Here is a 19,236-nt window from a genome sequence, read left to right on the forward strand (position 1 = left end):
ACCGGGCCCCCCGAAGGCCCCACCTTCCCCCACCTCGGGCGTCACGCGGTCTGACGTGCGGTTTTGGCAACCGAGTCGGATCGGGTGGCGCGCCGTTGCACACGCGCGCGGCCTCTTCGCTCGCGCCGGCGTGGCAAATAGTCCACGAAACGCCCCGGCGACACCTCATTTATGGGGAGAAGTGGGGGATTGTGGGGTATGGTGGCTGAAGTGTTTGGGCGAGCCGGGAAACGGCCTCGACGGGAGGTGAGCTGGTGTTTCTCGGCACCTACACGCCCAAACTCGACGACAAGGGGCGACTGACGTTGCCCGCCAAGTTCCGCGACGCGCTGGCAGGGGGGTTGATGGTCACCAAAAGCCAAGACCACAGCCTCGCCGTCTATCCGCGGGCGGAATTCGAGCAGCTGGCCCGCCGGGCGAGCAAAACGTCTCGAAGCAACCCGGAAGCCAGGGCGTTCCTGCGCAATCTGGCGGCCGGCACCGATGAGCAGCATCCCGATGCCCAGGGGCGCATCACCTTGTCGGCCGACCACCGGCGCTACGCGAACCTCTCCAAGGACTGCGTGGTTATCGGGGCGGTCGACTACCTCGAAATTTGGGATGCCCAGGCCTGGCAGGACTACCAGCAAACGCACGAAGAGAACTTCTCCGCGGCCAGCGATGAAGCACTCGGCGACATCATCTGAGGCGCATGCCCGTGCATCGTGGCCTCTGCCCGAACCGACCCTGGCGTACTTCCCCAACGCCTGGTTCGTAGTTTCGGACAGGGACCTCGGTGCAGGGGCGCGTCCTTCCCCAGCGCTGCGGGCCGGCCCGCGTTTCGACGAGTCCCTCCAGATGCGGGGAGGTGTTGCGGTGGCCGACGAGCCAGATCACCTAGGGCCGAACGGGTTCGGGCACGTGCCGGTGCTGCTGCAGCGCTGCGTCGAGCTGCTCACGCCGGCGCTGACCCGCCAGCACCCCGACGGAACCGGCGCGGTGCTGATCGACGCCACCCTCGGCGCGGGCGGGCACGCGGAGCGCTTCCTGACCGAATTACCCGGGCTGCGGCTGATCGGGCTGGACCGCGACCCCAGCGCCCTGCAGATCGCCCGCGACCGGCTGGCCCCCTTTGCCGACCGCATCGCGCTGGTGCACACGCGCTATGACGGCCTGGCCGACGCCTTGGCCGAATCCGGTTACGCCGCACACGAATCCGTCGACGGTGTGCTATTCGATCTGGGCGTGTCCTCGATGCAGCTGGACCGGGCCGAGCGGGGCTTCGCCTACGCGCAGGACGCCCCGCTGGACATGCGGATGGATCCCACCTCCGCGCTGACCGCCGCCGACATCGTGAACACCTACGACGAATCCGAACTGGCGAACATCCTGCATCGCTACGGCGAGGAGCGTTTCGCGCGCCGCATCGCCGCGCGCATCGTGCGCCGCCGCGCCCACACCCCGTTCACCTCCACCGCCGAGCTGGTGGCGCTGCTGTACGAAGCGATCCCGGCCGCGGCCCGCCGCACCGGGGGGCATCCGGCCAAGCGCACGTTCCAGGCGCTGCGCGTCGCGGTCAACGACGAGCTCGACACGCTCAGGCGCGCGGTTCCGGCCGCGCTGGCCGCGTTGCGGGTCGGCGGGCGGATCGCGGTGATGTCCTACCAGTCGCTGGAAGACCGGATCGTCAAACGCGCCTTTGCCGACGCGACCGCCTCGCGCACACCGGTGGATCTGCCGGTCGAGCTGCCGGGCGCCGGCCCGCGCTTCGCGACGCTGACCCGCGGTGCCGAACGCGCCGACGCCGACGAAATCGACCGGAACCCTCGCAGTGCGGCCGTGCGACTACGGGCCTTGCAGCGGCTGCAGCGCGAGGGACAACCACCGCAGCGGGCGACCGAGAAGGGCGACTCATGAGAGCGAAAGCCAAGCGCGAGACGCCGAAACGCCGGGGCGGCACCGACCGCCGCGGCGGGCGTGACGGCGCGGTCCGTATCGGCAGGCGCGGTGCGGCGGACCCGACGGCCCGCCGCACCCGCCCGGCGCAGGGTTCGGCGGCCGGCCGCGAGGCCCGGTCGGCCAAGTCCGGTCCGCAGACCAGCCCGCATGCCCGGCCCGTTCAGCGCTCGGCGCGGCCGACCAGCAGCAGGCAGGCCAAGGCGCGCGCGAAGGCCCGGAAAGCCAAGGCACCCAAAGCTATTCGGCCACGCCTCACGGAGCGGTTAGCGTTGCGGCTGGCCTCGGTCGAGCTGCGGCCGCAGACGCTGCTGGCCAAAGTTCCGTTCGTGGTGCTGGTCATCGGCGCGCTGGGTGCCGGGTTGGCGCTGACGCTGTGGTTGTCCACCGACTCCGCCGAGCGGTCCTATCAGTTGAGTGCCGCCCGCGAAAAGACCCGCCTGCTGCAACAGCAGAAGGAGGCGCTGGAGCGCGACGTCCGCGAGGCGGAGGCCGCGCCGGCGCTGGCCGAGGCGGCCCGCAAGCAGGGCATGATCCCGACCCGCGACACCGCCCACCTGGTCCAGGACCCCGCGGGGAACTGGGTGGTGGTCGGCACGCCCAAACCGGCCGACGGTGTTCCGCCGCCGCCGCTGAACACGAAGCTGCCCGACGAGGGGCCACCGTCGCCGAAACCGGCGGCGGCGCCGGAGGTCCCGGTGCGGGTGCAACCCGATCCGGGCGCGGCACTGGTGCCCGGCCGCAGCACGGGGCCGGAGGCGCTGTTGCGTGCACCGGACGGCTCGACCACGGTGGGCGGCCAGCATCTGCCGCCGGCCACCCCGCCCGTGCCGGGTGCGCCGGGCGGACCGGTCGCCGGGCAGTTCCCCGGCTTGCTCGCCGCGCCGGGCCTGCCGGCGCCGGGCCTTCCGGGGCAGGGCCTTCCGGCGCAGGGACTGCCGCTGCAGGGGCTGCCGACGCCGGGCTTACCGATGCCGGCCACGCCCGCCCCCGCCACTGCGATGCCTGCCGAGGTGCCGGTCCCGATCGCCGGGCTGCCGCCCGCGCCGGCCCCCGCCCCGTTGCCCGCGGAGGTGCCGGTCCCGGTGCAACCGGCTCCCGGACCGCAGGCCGGTGTCCCCGTCCTGCCCGGACTGCCGGGACCGGCCATCGCGGCCCCCGTCGCGCCGCCCACCGGTGCGGGTCCCGTTGCGGCCCCGGGTGCCCGGTGAGTCGCGGCGAGGACGGTCGCAGCCGCCGGCCCCGCAAGGCCGGCGGCCCGCGTCGAGGCGCCGGCGTCCGGCAATCGAACCGCCCGGTCAAGCCGGAGCAGGCATCGAACGCCCGGAAAGGCCGGAAAGCCCAGCAGCCCAAGGCTTCCCGTAAGGACAAGAAGTCCGGGGCGGTGGGCAAGCCGGAGGCCGCACTCGGCCACTCGGCGCGCGCGCGACGCACCCGGCCGGTCGTCGAGGCCACCACGCGCAGCACCTCGTTCCTGTTCCGGCATCGGGTCGGCTACACGGTCATCCTGGTGATGATGCTGGTGGCCGGGGCGCAGCTGTTCGTCCTGCAGGTCACCAACGCGCCGAAACTGCGCGCCCAGGCCGCCGGGCAGCTCAAGGTCACCGACGTCTCCAAGGCCATCCGCGGCAGCATCGTCGACCGCAACAACCAGCAGCTGGCGTTCACCATCGAATCGCGAGCTTTGACATTTCAGCCCAAGCGAATCCGCCAGCAGCTGGAGGACGAAAGGAAGAAGAACCCCGACGCTCCCGATCCGCAGGCGCGACTGCGGGACATCGCCAAAGAGGTGGCGGCGCGGCTGAACAACAAGCCGGACTACGCGACCGTGCTCAAGAAGCTGCAAACCGACGACAACTTCGTCTATTTGGCGCGTGCCGTCGATCCGGCCATTGCCAGTGCGATCTCGGACAAATACCCCGAGGTCGGCTCGGAGCGACAGGACCTGCGCCAGTATCCGGGCGGATCGCTGGCGGCCAACATCGTCGGCGGCATCGACTGGGACGGCCACGGCTTGCTCGGCCTCGAGGACAGCATGGACTCGGTGCTCTCGGGCACCGACGGCTCGATCACCTACGATCGCGGTTCGGACGGCGTGGTCATCCCCGGCAGTTACCGCAACCGGCACAAGGCGGTCAACGGTTCGACCGTGCAGCTCACCATCGACAACGACATCCAGTTCTACGTGCAGCAGCAGGTCCAGCAGGCCAAGAATCTGTCTGGGGCACACAATGTTTCGGCCGTCGTGTTGGACGCGAAGACCGGTGAAGTGCTGGCCATGGCCAACGACAACACCTTCGACCCGTCTCAGGACATCGGCCGTCAGGGTGACCGGCAGCTGGGCAACCTGCCGGTGTCCTCACCGTTCGAGCCCGGTTCGGTGAACAAGATCGTCACCGCATCGTCGGTCATCGAATACGGCCTGTCCAATCCCGACGAGGTGCTGCAGGTGCCGGGCTCGATCAACATGGGCGGCGTCAACGTGCACGACGCCTGGGATCACGGCGTGATGCCGTACACCACCACCGGCGTGTTCGGGAAGTCCTCCAACGTCGGCACCCTGATGCTGGCGCAACGCGTTGGGCCGGAACGGTTTTACGACATGGTCCGCAAATTCGGGCTGGGGCAGCGCACCAACGTCGGGCTGCCCGGTGAGAGCGCCGGTCTGGTGCCGCCGATCGACCAGTGGTCCGGCAGCACCTTCTCTAACTTGCCTATCGGACAAGGCCTTTCGATGACGTTGCTGCAGATGACGGACATGTACCAGGCCATCGCCAACGACGGGGTGCGCATCCCGCCGCGCATCATCAAGGCCACCGTCGCCGCCGACGGCACCCGCACCGAAGAGCCGCGCCCCGAAGGGGTGCGCGTCGTCTCGCCGCAAACCGCGCAGACCGTCCGGGGGATGCTGCGTGCCGTCGTGCAACACGACCCGATGGGCTACCAGCAGGGCACTGGGCCCGCGGCCGCGGTGCCCGGCTACCAGATGGCCGGCAAAACCGGCACCGCCCAGCAGATCAACCCCGGCTGCGGTTGCTACTTCGACGACGTCTACTGGATCACCTTCGCCGGGATGGCCACCGTCGACAATCCGCGCTACGTGATCGGAATCATGATGGACAACCCGGAGCGCAACGCCGACGGCACACCCGGACACTCGGCGGCCCCGCTGTTCCACAACATCGCCGGCTGGCTGATGCAGCGGGAGAATGTGCCGCTGTCCCCCGACCCGGGGCCGCCGTTGACGTTGCAGGTGACCTGAACGCGGGCGACGGTGCTAGCGTCGGGGTTCGACAGCGTCTAGGGTTCCGGCGTGATCGCGTGACTGGTCCGAGCGACGCCACCGCGGCTTCCGAACGGCCGCGGTCATCTGAACGGACAAAAGCCTGGAGGATCTCCGGTGGCGCGCCGCGCGTCGCCGAGAAGGTCCGTCATGCTTGCGACAGCCGTTCTGTTCCTCGTTGCATTGGCCGCCGGCGCTCTTGGTGGTCTGGTCGGCACCGGATCGTCGCTGGTGCTGTTGCCGATCCTGGTCAGCATGTACGGCCCACGGGTCGCCGTGCCGGTGATGGGCATCGCGGCGGTGATGGCCAATGTGGGCCGGGTTGCCGCCTGGTGGCGGCAGATTCGGTGGCGTCCCGTACTCGCCTACGCCGTGCCGGGCATGCCCGCGGCCGTCGTCGGTGCGAACACCCTGCTGACGATCTCGCAGACCGTGGTCGACGGCGTGCTCGCCGCGTTCTTTCTCGCCATGGTGCCGGTGCGAAGGATCGTGGCGGCCCGGCGGTGGCGGGTGCGGCTGTGGCAGCTGAGCGTGGCGGGCGTGGTCATCGGCTTTCTCACCGGGATGATCCTGTCGACCGGCCCGCTGAGCGTCCCGGTGTTCACCGGTTACGGCCTTTCCGGCGGGGCGTTCCTTGGCTGCGAGGCGGCCAGCGCGCTGCTGCTCTACCTGGGCAAGATGGCCACCTTCGGTCAGTTGGGTGCGCTCACCGGCACCGTCGTGGTGCGCGGGCTGGCCATCGGCGCGGCCTTGATGATCGGCCCGTTCCTGGCCCGCCGGCTGGTGCGGCGCGTGCAACCGCACACCTACGCGTTGTTGATCGACCTGGTCCTGCTCACCGCCGCCGCCGGCATGGCGGTGGCGACCTGGTCAACCTGACGACGCGGCGGCGAAATCGCGGTTGCGGGCCTCGATTTCGTCCTGGGTGGCCGGCACCAAGCGGTCGCCGCCCGGCGCCGCGGTGGCCTGGCAGCGGATGACGTGCGGACGCTGATCGCGCTCGTATTGCTGCCATGCCCGGTCCAGGTCGCCGGGGTTGTCGCGCAGCGCCCGGGCCAAAAACCAGGTGCCGGTCAGGGCGAGGCTGGTGCCGCGGCCCGAGAGGTTGGACGCGCAGTGCGCGGCGTCACCGACCAGCACCACCCGGCCGCGATGCCAGGCGGGCATGTCGATCTGGCTGACCGAGTCGAAATACAGTTCGGGGTCGCGGGTCGCCGCCTCGATCAGCTCCGGGACCCGCCACCGGTCATGGCCAGCGAACGCATTGGCGAGGATCCGCTGCTGGGCGTTCAGGTCGTGGTAGTCGTAGTCGATCCAAGTGGACCGAAACATGAAGACGGCCAACGCCTTATCGTTGTAGGCGGCGATGCCGGCGAGGTGCCCGGGGAAGTTGTACATCGGGTTGGTGCGGCCCTGCGGCGCATAATCGGGCAGGGCGGCCAGCGCGACGTAGAAGCCGAGATGGCGCAGGAACTGCGGTTCGGGGCCGAAGGTGAGGCGGCGGACCGCGGAGTGCATCCCGTCGGCGCCGACGACCAGGTCGTAACGGTCACGCTCACCCGAGGCGAACACGACGTCGACCCCGGCGCCGAAGTCGTCGAGCGCGGCGACGGACTGCTCGAAACGCAGCCGCGTCGACGACCCGAGATGCTCGTAAAGGATGCGGGTGAGGTCCTCGCGCGGGATTTCGATGTCGTCGACCGAGTCATTGATCTGCTGGAGCGGCGGTTCGGCCACGACCGTGCCGGTCCAATCGACGAACTGCACGCGTTCGGTCATGTCCACCCGGTGGTCGACGATCTCGGCGAGCACACCCATCCGCTCGGCGACGCCGATGGCGACCTCGCCCCGAATGTCGATGGGGGAGCCGTTGACCCGCAGATGGTTGGCGCGCTCGACGATGGTGACGTCGTGACCGTCGGCGCCCAGGTCGATCGCCGCGCTCAGGCCCGCGATTCCGGCGCCGGAGACGAGAATGCGCATCGGAGCCACCCCTTCCGGCTATTAGATACGTTTTGTATCCTATGACCCTAAGCGCGAGCGCTAGGAAACGCAATGTCTCTTAATTCGACGGGCGGCCCGCAACGTCGCCGGGGCGCCGCCTTGGAAGAGGCGTTGCTGGATGCCGCCTGGCTGGAGCTGACCGAGCGCGGTTACGACGACCTGACGATCGATGCGGTCGCTGTGCGCGCCGGCACGAGTCGCGCGGTGCTCTATCGCCGCTGGCCCAACAAGCAGGAGCTGGTGCTCGCCACGCTGGCGCACGAGGTGGGCAAGGATGCCGTGGTCATGCCCGATACCGGCAGTCTTCGCGGCGACGTCGTCGAGCTGCTCCGGCAGGCCAACAAGCTCCGGGTGGGGTTGGCGACTGCGCTGATGACCCGGCTGGGCGGTTTCTACCAGCAGACCGGCCGCAGCCTGGCCGACCTCAGGGCGTTCGTCCTGGGCGACCGCGACGCCGTCCTCGAACAAATCATCCAGCGCGCCATCGACCGCGGCGAAATCCGGCCGCAACAGGTCACCGACCGGATCGCGCGCCTACCGGTGGAGTTGTTCCGGTATGAGATCCTCATGACGCTGCGGCCGCTGTCCGACGAGGCGATCGAGGAGATCGTCGACACCATCTTTTTGCCTCTGCTCGAGTCGCGTAAGGAGCGGTAACGCGCCCCGTCCGGGCGCGGGACGACGAGCACGGTGCCGGCTCCCCCTCGGTAGGGTGTCATGGCCGATCATGGCGGACGGAGGTGGTGCTCAGTGTCGGTGCCGATGGCGCTGCGGCCGAACGGGGTGGCCGGCGTGCGGCTGCCCGCCCTGGCGGCTCGGGTCGGCGCGGTGCCGAGCGACGGAGCGGCCGCGGTTGCAGACCTCGCCGTCACCGGCGTGACGCTGCGCGCCCAGGACGTGCGGCCCGGTGACCTGTTCGCCGCGCTGCCCGGCTCGGCCACCCACGGCGCCCGCTACGCCGCCGAGGCGGTCCAACGCGGCGCCGCCGCGGTGCTCACCGACGCGGCCGGGGTGGCCGAGATGCGCGAGATCTTCGGCGCCGCGGCGGTGCCTACGCTGGTGCACCCGTCCCCGCGCACCGTGCTGGGCGAGCTTGCGGCGACGGTGTACGGGAACCCGTCAGCGCGGACCGCGGTGATCGGCATCACCGGCACGTCCGGCAAGACCACCACGACCTATCTGGTCGAGGCCGGCTTGCGGGCCGCCGGCCGCACCGCCGGGCTGATCGGCACCATCGGCATTCGCATCGACGGCACCGACATCCCCAGCGCCCTGACCACGCCCGAGGCGCCCGCATTGCAGGCCCTGCTGGCCGCCATGGCCGAGCGCGGGGTGGACACCGTCGTCATGGAGGTCTCCAGCCACGCTTTGGCCCTGGGCCGGGTCGACGGCACCGGCTTCGCGGTTGGCGCATTCACCAACCTGTCCCGCGACCACCTCGACTTTCACCCCACCATGGCCGACTATTTCGACGCCAAGGCGCTGCTGTTCGACCCGCACTCGCCGCTGCACGCCCGTCGTGCCGTCGTCTGTGTTGACGACGACGCCGGTCGCGCGATGGCCGCGCTGGCCGCCGACCCGGTCACGGTCAGCGCCGCCGGTCACCCGGCGCACTGGCGCGCCATCGACGTGGCACCGGCCGGCGCGGCCGGTCAGGAGTTCACCGCCGTCGACCCGGCCGGCGGCCGGCACCGCATCGGCATCGGGCTCACCGGCGCCTACAACATCGCCAATTGCCTTGTGGCACTGGCGATTCTCGACGCGGTCGGGGTGTCCCCGGAACACGCGGCCGCCGGATTGGCGGACACCCGGGTGCCGGGCCGGCTGGAAGAGATCGACCGCGGCCAGGATTTCCTCGCCCTCGTCGACTACGCGCACAAGCCCGGCGCGCTGCGCGCGGTCTTGACCACGCTGGCCCGGCCGGGGCGCCGCGTGGCGGTGGTGTTCGGCGCGGGCGGGGACCGCGACCCGGGCAAGCGGGCGCCGATGGGCGCCGTCGCCGCCGAGCTGGCCGACCTGGTCGTCGTCACCGACGACAACCCGCGCAGCGAGGACCCGGCCGCCATCCGGCGCGAAATCCTGCGCGGCGCAACGGGATTCGCCGCGCAGGTGATCGAGATCGGCGACCGGCGGGAGGCGATCCGGCACGCGGTCGGCTGGGCCGGTCCGGGCGACGTGGTGCTGATCGCCGGCAAGGGGCACGAGACCGGGCAGCGCGTCGGTGACGCGCTGCGCCCGTTCGACGATCGGGTGGAATTGGCCGCGGCGCTCGACGATCTCGGGGCACGCCGGTGATCGATTTGACCGTCGCGCAGGTCGCCGAACTCGTCGGCGGCACACTGGCCGACGTCTCCGCGGAGCGGGCCGCCGAACTGCGCGTCACCGGGACCGTCGAATTCGACTCGCGCGCGGTCGGTCCCGGTGGGCTGTTTTTGGCGCTGCCCGGCGCCCGTTCGGACGGACACGACCACGCCGCCGCGGCGGTGGCCGCCGGTGCGGTGGCGGTGCTGGCGGCCCGGCCGGTCGGGGTGCCCGCCATCGTGGTGGCCCCGCGGGGGGCGTCTAAATCGCGCGCCGGCGTGCTCGAGCACGACGTCGACGGCTCGGGCGCCGCGGTGTTGGCTGCGCTGTCGAAGCTGGCCGCGGCGGTGGCGCGGGAGTTGGTCGCCGGCGGGCTGACCATCGTCGGGATCACCGGCTCGTCGGGCAAGACCTCGACGAAAGACCTGGTGGCCGCCGTGCTCGCGCCGCTGGGGAACGTGGTGGCGCCGCCGGGATCGTTCAACAACGAGCTCGGCCATCCCTGGACGGTGTTGCGGGCGACGCGCGAGACCGATTACCTCGTCCTGGAGCTGTCGGCGCGTCATCCCGGCAACATCGCCGCGCTGGCGCACATCGCCCCGCCCGCGATCGGCGTGGTGCTCAACGTGGGCACCGCGCATCTGGGCGAGTTCGGCTCACGCGAGGCGATAGCGAAGACGAAATCCGAACTGCCGCAAGCTATTCCGTCGACCGGCGCGGTGATTCTCAACGTCGACGACCCCGCCGTGGCCGCCATGGCCCAGCTCACCTCGGCCCAGCTGGTGCGGGTCAGCCGCGCCAGCCACACCGACTCGGGCCGCAGCGACGTCTGGGTCGAAGGCGTGTCGTTGGACGAGTTGGCCAGGCCGCGCTTTACCCTGCACGCGATGGACGCGCGAGGCGCCGTGCAGACCGAGGTGCGACTCGGGGTGTCCGGCGAACACCAGGTCACCAACGCGCTGTGTGCCGCCGCGGTGGCCCTGCGATGCGGCGCCGGTCTCGAGCAGATCGCGGCGTCGCTGGCGGCGGGCGAGCCGGTGTCGCGGCACCGGATGCACGTGCGGACCCGCGCCGACGGGGTCACCGTGATCGACGACGCCTACAACGCCAACCCGGATTCGATGCGCGCCGGACTGCAGGCGCTGGCCTGGATCGCCTCTGGCGGGTCGGCACCCGGCGCGCCGTCGCGGCGCAGCTGGGCGGTGCTCGGCGAGATGGCCGAGCTCGGCCCCGATGCGATAACCGAGCACGATCGCATTGGCCGGCTGGCGGTGCGCTTAGATGTGTCTCGACTTGTTGTCGTCGGAACGGGGAGGTCGGTAACCGCGATGCACCATGCTGCGGTCCTCGAAGGGGCATGGGGCTCGTGGGGCGCTTCCGGCGAGCGGGGGGCTGTACACGTGCCCGACGCCGACGCGGCGCTGGACCTGTTGCGGGCCGAACTGCGACCCGGTGACGTGGTCTTGGTGAAGGCGTCGAACTCCGCCGGGCTCGTTGTCCTGGCCGAGGCGCTCGCCGATGCGCCGGCTGATACTTCCGCTGAGGCCGACTCCGGGGGCGGGGCTCGCCCGTGAGGCAGATTCTGGTTGCCGTCGCGATCGCCCTGACCGTGTCGATTTTGCTGACCCCGGCGCTGATCCGGCTGTTCACCAAGCAGGGCTTCGGCCATCAGATCCGCGAGGACGGCCCGCCCAGCCATCACACCAAGCGCGGTACCCCGTCGATGGGCGGGGTGGCGATCCTGGCCGGCATCTGGGCCGGCTACCTGGGCACCCACCTGGCCGGGCTGGCCTTCGACGGCGAGGGTGCCTCCGCGTCGGGCCTGCTGGTGTTGGGCCTGGCCACCATCCTGGGCGGCGTCGGCTTCCTGGACGACCTGATCAAGATCCGCCGGTCGCGCAACCTGGGCCTGAACAAGACGGCCAAGACGGTCGGGCAGATCGTGGCCGCGGTGTTGTTCGGTGTGCTGGTCCTGCAATTCCACAACGCCAACGGCTTGACACCGGCCAGTGCAGATTTGTCATATGTGCGTGAAATCGCCACCGTCACACTGACTCCGGGACTTTTCGTGCTGTTCTGCGTGATCGTCGTCAGCGCCTGGTCCAACGCGGTCAACTTCACCGACGGGCTGGACGGTCTGGCCGCCGGCTGCATGGCCATGGTGACCGGCGCCTACGTGCTGATCACCTTCTGGCAGTACCGCAACGCGTGCGCCACGGCGCCGGGGTTGGGCTGCTACAACGTGCGCGACCCGCTGGATCTGGCGATCGTGGCCGCCGCCACCGCGGGCGCCTGCATCGGCTTTCTGTGGTGGAACGCCGCGCCGGCCAAGATTTTCATGGGCGACACGGGCTCGCTGGCCCTGGGCGGCATCATCGCCGGGTTGTCGGTCACCAGCCGCACCGAGATCCTCGCCGTCGTGCTGGGGTCGTTGTTCGTCGCCGAGGTCACCTCGGTGGTGCTGCAGATCCTGACTTTCCGCACCACCGGGCGTCGGGTGTTCCGGATGGCGCCGTTCCATCACCACTTCGAGCTGAGCGGCTGGGCCGAAACGACGGTGATCATCCGCTTCTGGCTGCTCACCGCGATCGCCTGCGGCCTGGGCGTGGCCCTGTTCTACGGTGAGTGGCTCGCCACGATCGGCGCCTGAGGTGCCCGGGCTCGAACCGTTGGCGCCGCTGTCTGCGGGTGCGCCCGTCCTGATCGCCGGTGCCCGGGTCACCGGCCGGGCGATTCTGGGCGCGCTGCAACGATTCGGCGCCGCGGCCACGTTGTGCGACGACGACCCGGACATGCTGCGCCCGTACGCCGAGCGCGGGGTGCCCACCGTCGACCCGGCGGCGGCCGTCGAGCGGATCGCCGACTATGCGCTGGTCGTCACGAGTCCCGGCTTCCAGCCGTCGGCGCCGGTGTTGGCGGCCGCGGCCGCGGCGGGCCTGCCGATCTGGGGCGACGTCGAGTTGGCCTGGCGGCTGGACGCCGCGGGGCGTTACGGCAGGCCCCGGCGCTGGCTGGTGGTGACCGGCACCAACGGCAAGACCACGACGACCTCCCTGCTGCACGCCATGCTGGTCGCCGGGGGCCGGCGCAGCCTGCTGTGCGGCAACATCGGCGATCCCGTTCTCGACGTGCTGGATCAGCCGGCCGACCTGTTGGCCGTCGAGCTGTCCAGCTTTCAGCTGTTCTGGGCGCCGTCGCTGCGACCCGAGGCCGGGGCGGTACTCAATATCGCCGAGGACCACCTGGATTGGCACCCGTCGATGGCGGACTACACCGCCGCGAAGGCCCGGGTGCTGAACGGCCGGGTGGCGATCGTCGGATTGGACGACCGGCGAGCCGCGGCCCTGCTGGACACCGCGGCGGCGCCGGTGCGGACGGGTTTCCGGCTGGGCGAACCGGCCGCGGGGGAGCTGGGGGTGCGCGACGGGCAACTGGTCGACCGCGCCTTCGCCGACGACCTGACCCTGCTGCCGGCGGCGGCGATCCCGGTGCCGGGCCCGGTGGGCGTGCTGGACACGCTGGCCGCGGCGGCGCTGGCCCGCAGCGTCGACGTGCCCGCGGCCGCCATCGCAAACGCCGTCGCGACGTTTCGGCCGGGCCGGCACCGCAGCGAGGTGGTCGCGGTGGCCGACGGGATCACCTACGTCGACGACTCCAAGGCCACCAACCCGCACGCCGCCGAGGCGTCGGTGCTGGCCTACCCGCGGGTGGTATGGGTGGCCGGCGGTCTGCTCAAGGGCGCCTCGCTGGACGCCGAGGTGGCCAGGATGGCATCACGGCTGGTCGGCGCGGTGCTGATCGGCCGCGATCGCCAAGTGGTTGCCGAGGCGTTATCGCGACACGCGCCCGATGTCCCCGTCGTCAAGGTTGTGACAGGCGAGGATGCTGGTATGCATGCGACTGCTGATACTGATGTGACAAAAGTTGACAGTGTGGGGGATAGTCTCGGCGTTCGCGTGATGACCGCAGCGGTCGCGGCGGCCAGGGAGCTGGCAAAGCCGGGCGACACCGTATTGCTGGCACCCGCGGGGGCGTCGTTCGACCAGTTCAGCAGCTATGCGGACAGGGGTGACGCGTTCGCGGCGGCCGTTCGCGCGGCGCTGCGGTAGGTATGCGGTACGTGACTGTGGGTAACGGGCTGACCCGGCGCCTGCGCCGGGGGAAGAAGAAAGGCGAGACCGCGCCGGCCGCGCGGGACACGGATGCCGCCGCCCCGGCCGACGCCGAGGTCGCCACTGAAGTCGACGCTGAGGTCGCGGCCGACGGCCCTGACACCGCCCAAGACGCCGCCCAAGACGCCGAAGGCGCCGCCCAAGATCCGGGTGCCGGCGAAGACGCTGAAGTCAGCGAAGTCAGCGACGTCGAAGACGCTAGTGACCCGGACACCGACGCCGCGACGGACGCGATCGCGACCCCCGAACCGGTCGCGGCGCAGGTCAAAGCGCCGGTCAAACCCCAGGTCAAGGACCCGCAGCACAGTCCGCGGGCCAGATTCGGCGCGTGGCTGGGCCGGCCGATGACCTCGTTTCACCTGATCATCGCGATCACCGGGTTGCTGACCACGCTGGGCCTGATCATGGTGCTGTCGGCCTCCGGCGTGCGGTCCTACGGCGCCGACGGTTCGGCGTGGGTGATCTTCGCCAAGCAGGTGTTGTGGACGGTCATCGGCGTCGTTGGCGCCTACGTTTCGATGCGGCTGCCGGTCCGTTTCATCCGCCGGGTGGCCTTCTCGGGGTATGTGGTCACCATCATCCTGTTGGTGCTGGTGTTGGTCCCGGGCATCGGCAACCTCGCCAACGGTTCCCGCAAATGGTTTGTGGTGGCCGGTTTCTCGATGCAGCCCTCGGAGCTGGCCAAGATCGCGTTCGCGATCTGGGGTGCCCATCTGCTGGCGTCCCGCCGCATGGAACGGGCCTCGCTGCGCGAGATGCTGGTTCCGCTGGTGCCCGCGGCGGTCATCGCGCTCGGGCTCATCGTCGCCCAGCCCGACCTCGGACAGACCGTGTCGATGGGCATCATCCTGCTGGCCCTGCTCTGGTACGCGGGGCTGCCGCTGCGCGTGTTCGGCACGTCGCTGCTCGCGGTGTTCATGGCCGGTGCGGTGCTGGCCATGTCGGCCGGGTACCGCTCCGACCGAGTGCGCTCGTGGATCAATCCCGAGAACGACCCGATGGACACCGGCTACCAGGCCCGGCAGGCGAAGTTCGCGCTGGCGCACGGCGGCATCTTCGGCGACGGCCTGGGCCAGGGCACGGCCAAATGGAACTACCTGCCCAACGCGCACAACGACTTCATCTTCGCCATCATCGGCGAGGAACTCGGCTTCATCGGAGCGTTCGGGCTGCTGGCGCTGTTCGCCCTGTTCGCTTACACCGGAATGCGCATCGCGCGCCGTTCCGCCGACCCGTTCCTGCGCCTGCTGACGGCCACCACGACGATGTGGATCCTCGGGCAGGCCTTCATCAACATCGGCTACGTCATCGGCGTACTTCCGGTCACCGGCCTACAGCTGCCGTTGATATCTGCTGGTGGAACATCAACGGCTGCAACGCTTTTCATGATCGGCATCATGTGCAACGCGGCCCGGCACGAGCCGGAGGCGGTGGCGGCGCTGCGCGCCGGGCGAGACGACAAGGTCAACCGGCTGCTGCGGCTGCCACCGCCGGAGCCGTATGTGCCCAGCCGCATCGAGACCTTCCGCGGCCGCCGGCAATCGCGTCCGCCCGCGCCGCGGCCGCCCGGCCCGGGACGCGCCCGCCGGGCACCCGCCCGGGTCACTGAGCCGACCGCCCGCCGGGGTGGGCGCGCCGCCGAGCCGCCCCCGCGCCCGGCGTTCGGGCGGACACCTGCCCGCGGGGAGCCGCGGTCAAGGCATCATGGATCTGGCCAGCGCCATGCCGGCCAACCGGCCAGCCCATCAGCCGGTCAGCGTCAGGCACGGCGCGCTCGCGCATTGGAAGGTCAGCGTTACGGGTGAACCACCAGATCAAGGAGTCGGCCGGCGGGCAGGGGGGCAGTCCCTCGCCCGCCGGTGCCGCATCACCGGTCCCGGCACCGGTCGACGGGGCCGTGTCGGTCGTGCTGGCCGGCGGCGGCACCGCCGGCCATGTGGAGCCCGCGATGGCCGTCGCCGACGCGCTCAAAGCACTCGACCCGCGCGTCCGGATCACCGCGCTGGGCACGGCGCGCGGGCTCGAGACGCGGCTGGTGCCCGAGCGCGGCTACCACCTCGAGCTGATCACGCCGGTGCCGTTGCCGCGCAAGCCGAGCGGCGACCTGGCCCGGTTGCCGCCGCGGGTGTGGCGCGCGGTGCGGGAGACCCGCGCGGTGCTCGACGACGTCGGCGCCGACGTGGTGATCGGCTTCGGCGGCTACGTTGCCCTACCCGCCTACCTGGCCGCGCGCGGACTGCCGGCCGGGCGCCGGCGGCGCATCCCGGTGCTGATCCACGAGGCCAACGCCCGCGCCGGGCTGGCCAACCGGGTCGGCGCCCGCACCGCGGACCGGGTGCTGTCCGCGGTGCCGGATTCCGGGCTGCGCGGCGCCGAGGTGGTGGGGGTGCCGGTGCGGGCGGCGATCACGACGTTGGACCGCGCGGCGCTGCGCGCCGAGGCGCGCCGGCACTTCGGGTTCGCCGACGACGCGCGGGTGTTGCTGGTGTTCGGCGGTTCCCAGGGTGCGGTGTCGCTCAACCGCGCGGTGTCGGGCGCCGCCGCGCAGCTGGCCGCCGCGGGCGTGTCGGTGCTGCACGCGCACGGCCCGAAAAACACCCTCGACCTGCGCGAGCCCGCCGACGGCGACCCGCCCTACCGGGCCGTTCCCTACCTCGACCGGATGGACCTGGCCTACGCCGCGGCCGACCTGGTCATCTGCCGCTCTGGGGCGATGACGGTCGCCGAGGTGTCGGCCGTCGGGCTGCCGGCGATCTACGTTCCGCTGCCGATCGGCAACGGCGAGCAGCGCCTCAACGCGCTGCCGGTGGTGCACGCCGGGGGCGGCCTGGTCATCCCCGACGGCGTGCTGACGCCGGATCTGGTGGCCCGCGAGGTCACCGGCCTGCTGGGCGACGCGCCGCGGCTGGCGGCGATGACCGCGGCCGCCGCGCGGGTGGGCCATCGCGACGCGGCGCGGCAGGTGGCGCAGGCGGCGCTGGACCTGGCCCGCCACGCACGTGATGGGGGGCCTGCCGCCAGGGGGCCGCGGTGACGTTCGCCGGCAGCCAGCCGCCTAACCGGCCACCCGACGAGCCGCCTGACCAGCCGCCCGAGCTGCCCCCCGAGCTGCACCGGGTGCACATGGTCGGCATCGGCGGAGCCGGCATGTCGGGCGTCGCCCGCATCCTGCTGGATCGTGGTGTGCAGGTATCCGGGTCGGACGCCAAGGAATCCCGCGGCGTGCACGCGCTGCGGGCCCGGGGCGCGCTGATTCGCATCGGCCACGACGCGTCGGCGCTGGATCTGCTGCCGGGCGGCGCGACTGCCGTGGTCACCACCCACGCGGCCATCCCGAAGACCAACCCGGAGCTGGTCGAGGCCCGACGGCGCGGCATTCCGGTGCTGTTGCGCCCGGCCGTGCTGGCCATGCTGATGCACGGACGCACCACGCTGATGGTGACCGGTACCCACGGCAAGACGACCACGACGTCGATGCTGATCGTGGCGCTGCAACAGTGTGGGCGCGACCCGTCGTTCGCGGTGGGCGGCGATCTCGGTGAGGCCGGCACCAACGCGCATCACGGTAGCGGTGACTGCTTCGTGGCCGAGGCCGACGAAAGCGACGGGTCGCTGCTGGAGTACACGCCCGACGTCGCGGTGGTCACCAACATCGAGGCCGATCACCTGGATTTCTACGGCAGCGACGACGCCTACGTCGCGGTCTTCGATGCGTTCGTCGAGCGGCTGGCCCCGGGCGGGGCGCTGGTGGTGTGCACCGACGACCCCGGCGCGGCGGCGCTGGCCCGGCGCAGCAGCGAGTTGGGCATTCGGGTGTTGCGTTACGGCTCTGCGCCGCAAGGGGATTCGGATCTGGCCGCCACCCTGCTGTCGTGGGAGCAGCAGGGCACCGGGGGTGTCGCGACCATCCGGGTGAGCTCTGATCCCGCCCCGGCGACGGTGCGCTCGATGCGACTGTCGGTGCCGGGGCGGCACATGGCGCTCAACGCGCTGGGCGCCCTGTTAGCTGCGGTCCAGGTGGGCGCCCCGGTGGAGCAGGTGCTCGACGGCCTGGCCGGCTTCGAGGGCGTGCGCCGCCGTTTCGAACTGGTCGACACGGTGGGTTCGGTGCGGGTGTTCGACGACTACGCCCATCATCCGACGGAGATCGCCGCGACGCTGTCGGCGGTCCGGGCGGTTCTCGAGCAGGGTGGCGACGGCCGGGCGCTGGTCGTCTTCCAGCCCCACTTGTATTCGCGGACAAAGGCTTTCGCGGCGGAATTCGGTCACGCCCTGGACAACGCCGACGAGGTGTTCGTGCTCGACGTGTACGGGGCCCGTGAACAGCCGCTGGCCGGGGTGAGCGGGGCGATCGTCGCCGAGCACGTCAGCGTGCCGGTCAGCTACCTGCCGAACCTGTCCAGCGTCGCCGAGCAGGTGGCCGCCGCCGCGGGACCCGGTGACGTCATCGTGACGATGGGCGCCGGCGACGTGACCCTGCTGGGGCCGGAGATCGTCGACGCGTTGCGGGCGCGGGCCAACCGCGGCGCGCCCGGGCAGCCCGGGGTGTTGCGATGACCGATCCGAACGTCGCGCAGCCCGACGCCGACACCGCGGTCACCGAACCGATTGCCGCCCAGCAAGATCCGGCACCGGAGCCGGTCGACTTCGAGGGCCCGCGCCGGCGCGCCCGCCGGGAGCGCGCCGAGCGTCGCGCCGCCCAGGCCCGTGCCACCGCCATCGAGGAGGCGCGCCGTGAGGCCAAGCGCCGGGCCAGCGGGCGCCTCGGCGCGCCCGAGCCGAAAAGGCCTGCGCGCGGCGTGGTTCGCGGCCTGAAGATGTTGCTCGCGACGGTGCTGCTGGTCATCGTGGGGATCGGGCTGGCGCTGATCCTCTACTTCACCCCGGTGATGTCGGCGCGCGACATCGTCGTCGTCGGTACCGGCGCGGTGTCGCGCGAAGAGGTGCTCGACGCCGCCCGGGTCCGGGTCGGTACGCCGCTGCTGCAGATCAATACCAACCAGGTGGCCGACCGGATCGCCGCGATCCGCCGGGTGGCCAGCGCCCGCGTGCAACGCCAGTACCCGTCGGCGCTGCGGATCACCATCGTCGAGCGAGTTCCCGTGGTGGTCAAGGACTTTGCCGACGGCCCGCACCTGTTCGACCGGGACGGCGTGGACTTCGCGACCGGCCCGCCACCGCCGGCGCTGCCCTATATCGACGTCGCCAATCCCGGCCCGGCCGATCCGACGACCAAGGCCGCGCTGCAGGTGCTGTTGGCGTTGCGCCCCGAGGTTGCCGGGCAGGTCAGCCGGATCGCGGCGCCGTCGTTGGCCTCGATCACGCTGACCCTCGGCGACGGGCGGGTGGTGATCTGGGGGACCACGGACCGCACGGACGAGAAGGCCGAGAAGCTGGCCGCGCTGCTCACCCAGCCGGGCAAGACCTACGACGTGTCGAGCCCCGATCTGCCCACGGTGAAGTAGCGCCACGCGCTGCGACCGAGCTCACGTGTGCAAAATTGCGGAAAATTTGCGCGCCGTGCGTCGGCGCGCCTGCAGG

14 protein-coding genes and 1 pseudogene are annotated in these 19,236 nt (G+C 71.2%); 14 read left to right on the plus strand and 1 reads right to left on the minus strand.

Annotation, left to right across the window (positions count from 1 at the left end):
- The first annotated feature begins 254 nt into the window (after positions 1-254).
- The 5 genes from mraZ to AWC25_RS09700 all read left to right on the plus strand — a co-directional run bounded on the left by mraZ (position 255) and on the right by AWC25_RS09700 (position 6,097).
- A complete protein-coding gene (gene mraZ, locus AWC25_RS09680) occupies positions 255-686 on the plus strand; it encodes a division/cell wall cluster transcriptional repressor MraZ (RefSeq protein WP_044506536.1) in 432 nt (143 codons plus the stop codon).
- On the plus strand, positions 661-1,896 hold the full coding sequence (gene rsmH / locus AWC25_RS09685; RefSeq protein ID WP_142278770.1) for a 16S rRNA (cytosine(1402)-N(4))-methyltransferase RsmH: 1,236 nt from the start codon (positions 661-663) through the stop codon (positions 1,894-1,896). The genes mraZ and rsmH overlap by 26 nt, the downstream gene beginning before the upstream one ends.
- A complete protein-coding gene (gene ftsL / locus AWC25_RS09690) occupies positions 1,893-3,146 on the plus strand; it encodes a cell division protein FtsL (RefSeq protein ID WP_069400460.1) in 1,254 nt (417 codons plus the stop codon). Before rsmH ends, ftsL begins: the two co-directional genes overlap by 4 nt.
- Positions 3,147-3,319: 173 nt before the next feature.
- Complete coding sequence (locus AWC25_RS09695; protein ID WP_232327013.1) at positions 3,320-5,197, plus strand: peptidoglycan D,D-transpeptidase FtsI family protein; 1,878 nt, start codon at positions 3,320-3,322, stop codon at positions 5,195-5,197.
- Positions 5,198-5,368: 171 nt separating this feature from the next.
- Complete coding sequence (locus AWC25_RS09700; protein WP_085166699.1) at positions 5,369-6,097, plus strand: sulfite exporter TauE/SafE family protein; 729 nt, start codon at positions 5,369-5,371, stop codon at positions 6,095-6,097.
- Here the strand turns inward: AWC25_RS09700 and AWC25_RS09705 are convergent.
- Complete coding sequence (locus AWC25_RS09705) at positions 6,089-7,210, minus strand: FAD-dependent monooxygenase (RefSeq protein ID WP_142278771.1); 1,122 nt, start codon at positions 7,208-7,210, stop codon at positions 6,089-6,091. The two genes, AWC25_RS09700 and AWC25_RS09705, sit on opposite strands and share 9 nt — an antisense overlap.
- Positions 7,211-7,273: 63 nt before the next feature.
- Between AWC25_RS09705 and AWC25_RS09710 the strand changes: the two genes are divergently transcribed.
- The 9 genes and pseudogenes from AWC25_RS09710 (at position 7,274) to ftsQ (ending at position 19,160) form a co-directional block, all read left to right on the plus strand.
- Positions 7,274-7,879, plus strand: a complete 606-nt coding sequence (locus AWC25_RS09710) for a TetR/AcrR family transcriptional regulator (RefSeq protein WP_211281035.1) — start codon at positions 7,274-7,276, stop codon at positions 7,877-7,879.
- Positions 7,880-7,939: 60 nt separating this feature from the next.
- Positions 7,940-9,517, plus strand: coding sequence for a UDP-N-acetylmuramoyl-L-alanyl-D-glutamate--2,6-diaminopimelate ligase (locus tag AWC25_RS09715; protein WP_085166702.1), 1,578 nt, complete (start codon positions 7,940-7,942; stop codon positions 9,515-9,517).
- Positions 9,514-11,097, plus strand: a complete 1,584-nt coding sequence (locus tag AWC25_RS09720; protein ID WP_085166703.1) for a UDP-N-acetylmuramoyl-tripeptide--D-alanyl-D-alanine ligase — start codon at positions 9,514-9,516, stop codon at positions 11,095-11,097. The genes AWC25_RS09715 and AWC25_RS09720 overlap by 4 nt, the downstream gene beginning before the upstream one ends.
- Positions 11,094-12,173: a phospho-N-acetylmuramoyl-pentapeptide-transferase gene (mraY, locus tag AWC25_RS09725; protein ID WP_069400453.1), complete on the plus strand. Its 1,080-nt coding sequence runs from the start codon at positions 11,094-11,096 to the stop codon at positions 12,171-12,173. Before AWC25_RS09720 ends, mraY begins: the two co-directional genes overlap by 4 nt.
- Before the next feature lie 19 nt (positions 12,174-12,192).
- Positions 12,193-13,632 (plus strand): UDP-N-acetylmuramoyl-L-alanine--D-glutamate ligase, encoded by a 1,440-nt coding sequence (murD, locus tag AWC25_RS09730; RefSeq protein WP_276048578.1) that lies wholly within the window; start codon positions 12,193-12,195, stop codon positions 13,630-13,632.
- A 280-nt stretch (positions 13,633-13,912) separates the two neighbouring features.
- Positions 13,913-15,500: pseudogene (gene ftsW / locus AWC25_RS09735) on the plus strand (putative lipid II flippase FtsW); the annotation flags it as partial.
- The gene (gene murG, locus AWC25_RS09740) at positions 15,497-16,729 is read left to right on the plus strand and encodes an undecaprenyldiphospho-muramoylpentapeptide beta-N-acetylglucosaminyltransferase (RefSeq protein WP_085166704.1); all 1,233 of its coding nucleotides are present in this window, start codon (positions 15,497-15,499) and stop codon (positions 16,727-16,729) included. The pseudogene ftsW and the gene murG, both read left to right, overlap by 4 nt.
- Before the next feature lie 89 nt (positions 16,730-16,818).
- Entirely contained in the window at positions 16,819-18,252 is a 1,434-nt protein-coding gene (gene murC / locus AWC25_RS09745) for a UDP-N-acetylmuramate--L-alanine ligase (protein ID WP_069400480.1), read from the plus strand.
- Positions 18,249-19,160, plus strand: coding sequence for a cell division protein FtsQ (gene ftsQ, locus AWC25_RS09750; RefSeq protein WP_085166705.1), 912 nt, complete (start codon positions 18,249-18,251; stop codon positions 19,158-19,160). Before murC ends, ftsQ begins: the two co-directional genes overlap by 4 nt.
- Positions 19,161-19,236 lie beyond the last annotated feature (76 nt).

The sequence above is a fragment of the Mycobacterium sherrisii genome (genome assembly GCF_002102355.1).
In the GTDB taxonomy this organism is placed as follows: Bacteria; Actinomycetota; Actinomycetes; order Mycobacteriales; family Mycobacteriaceae; genus Mycobacterium; species Mycobacterium sherrisii.

What these genes read in the sequence shown, in the direction of transcription:
- AWC25_RS09710 (WP_211281035.1), top strand. Translation starts at nt 7,274, where the DNA reads ATGTCTCTTAATTCGACGGGCGGCCCGCAACGTCGCCGGGGCGCCGCC.
- ftsL (WP_069400460.1), top strand. Translation starts at nt 1,893, where the DNA reads ATGAGAGCGAAAGCCAAGCGCGAGACGCCGAAACGCCGGGGCGGCACC.
- AWC25_RS09715 (WP_085166702.1), top strand. Translation starts at nt 7,940, where the DNA reads ATGGCCGATCATGGCGGACGGAGGTGGTGCTCAGTGTCGGTGCCGATG.
- ftsQ (WP_085166705.1), top strand. Translation starts at nt 18,249, where the DNA reads ATGACCGATCCGAACGTCGCGCAGCCCGACGCCGACACCGCGGTCACC.
- murC (WP_069400480.1), top strand. Translation starts at nt 16,819, where the DNA reads ATGGTCGGCATCGGCGGAGCCGGCATGTCGGGCGTCGCCCGCATCCTG.
- AWC25_RS09700 (WP_085166699.1), top strand. Translation starts at nt 5,369, where the DNA reads ATGCTTGCGACAGCCGTTCTGTTCCTCGTTGCATTGGCCGCCGGCGCT.
- rsmH (WP_142278770.1), top strand. Translation starts at nt 661, where the DNA reads ATGAAGCACTCGGCGACATCATCTGAGGCGCATGCCCGTGCATCGTGG.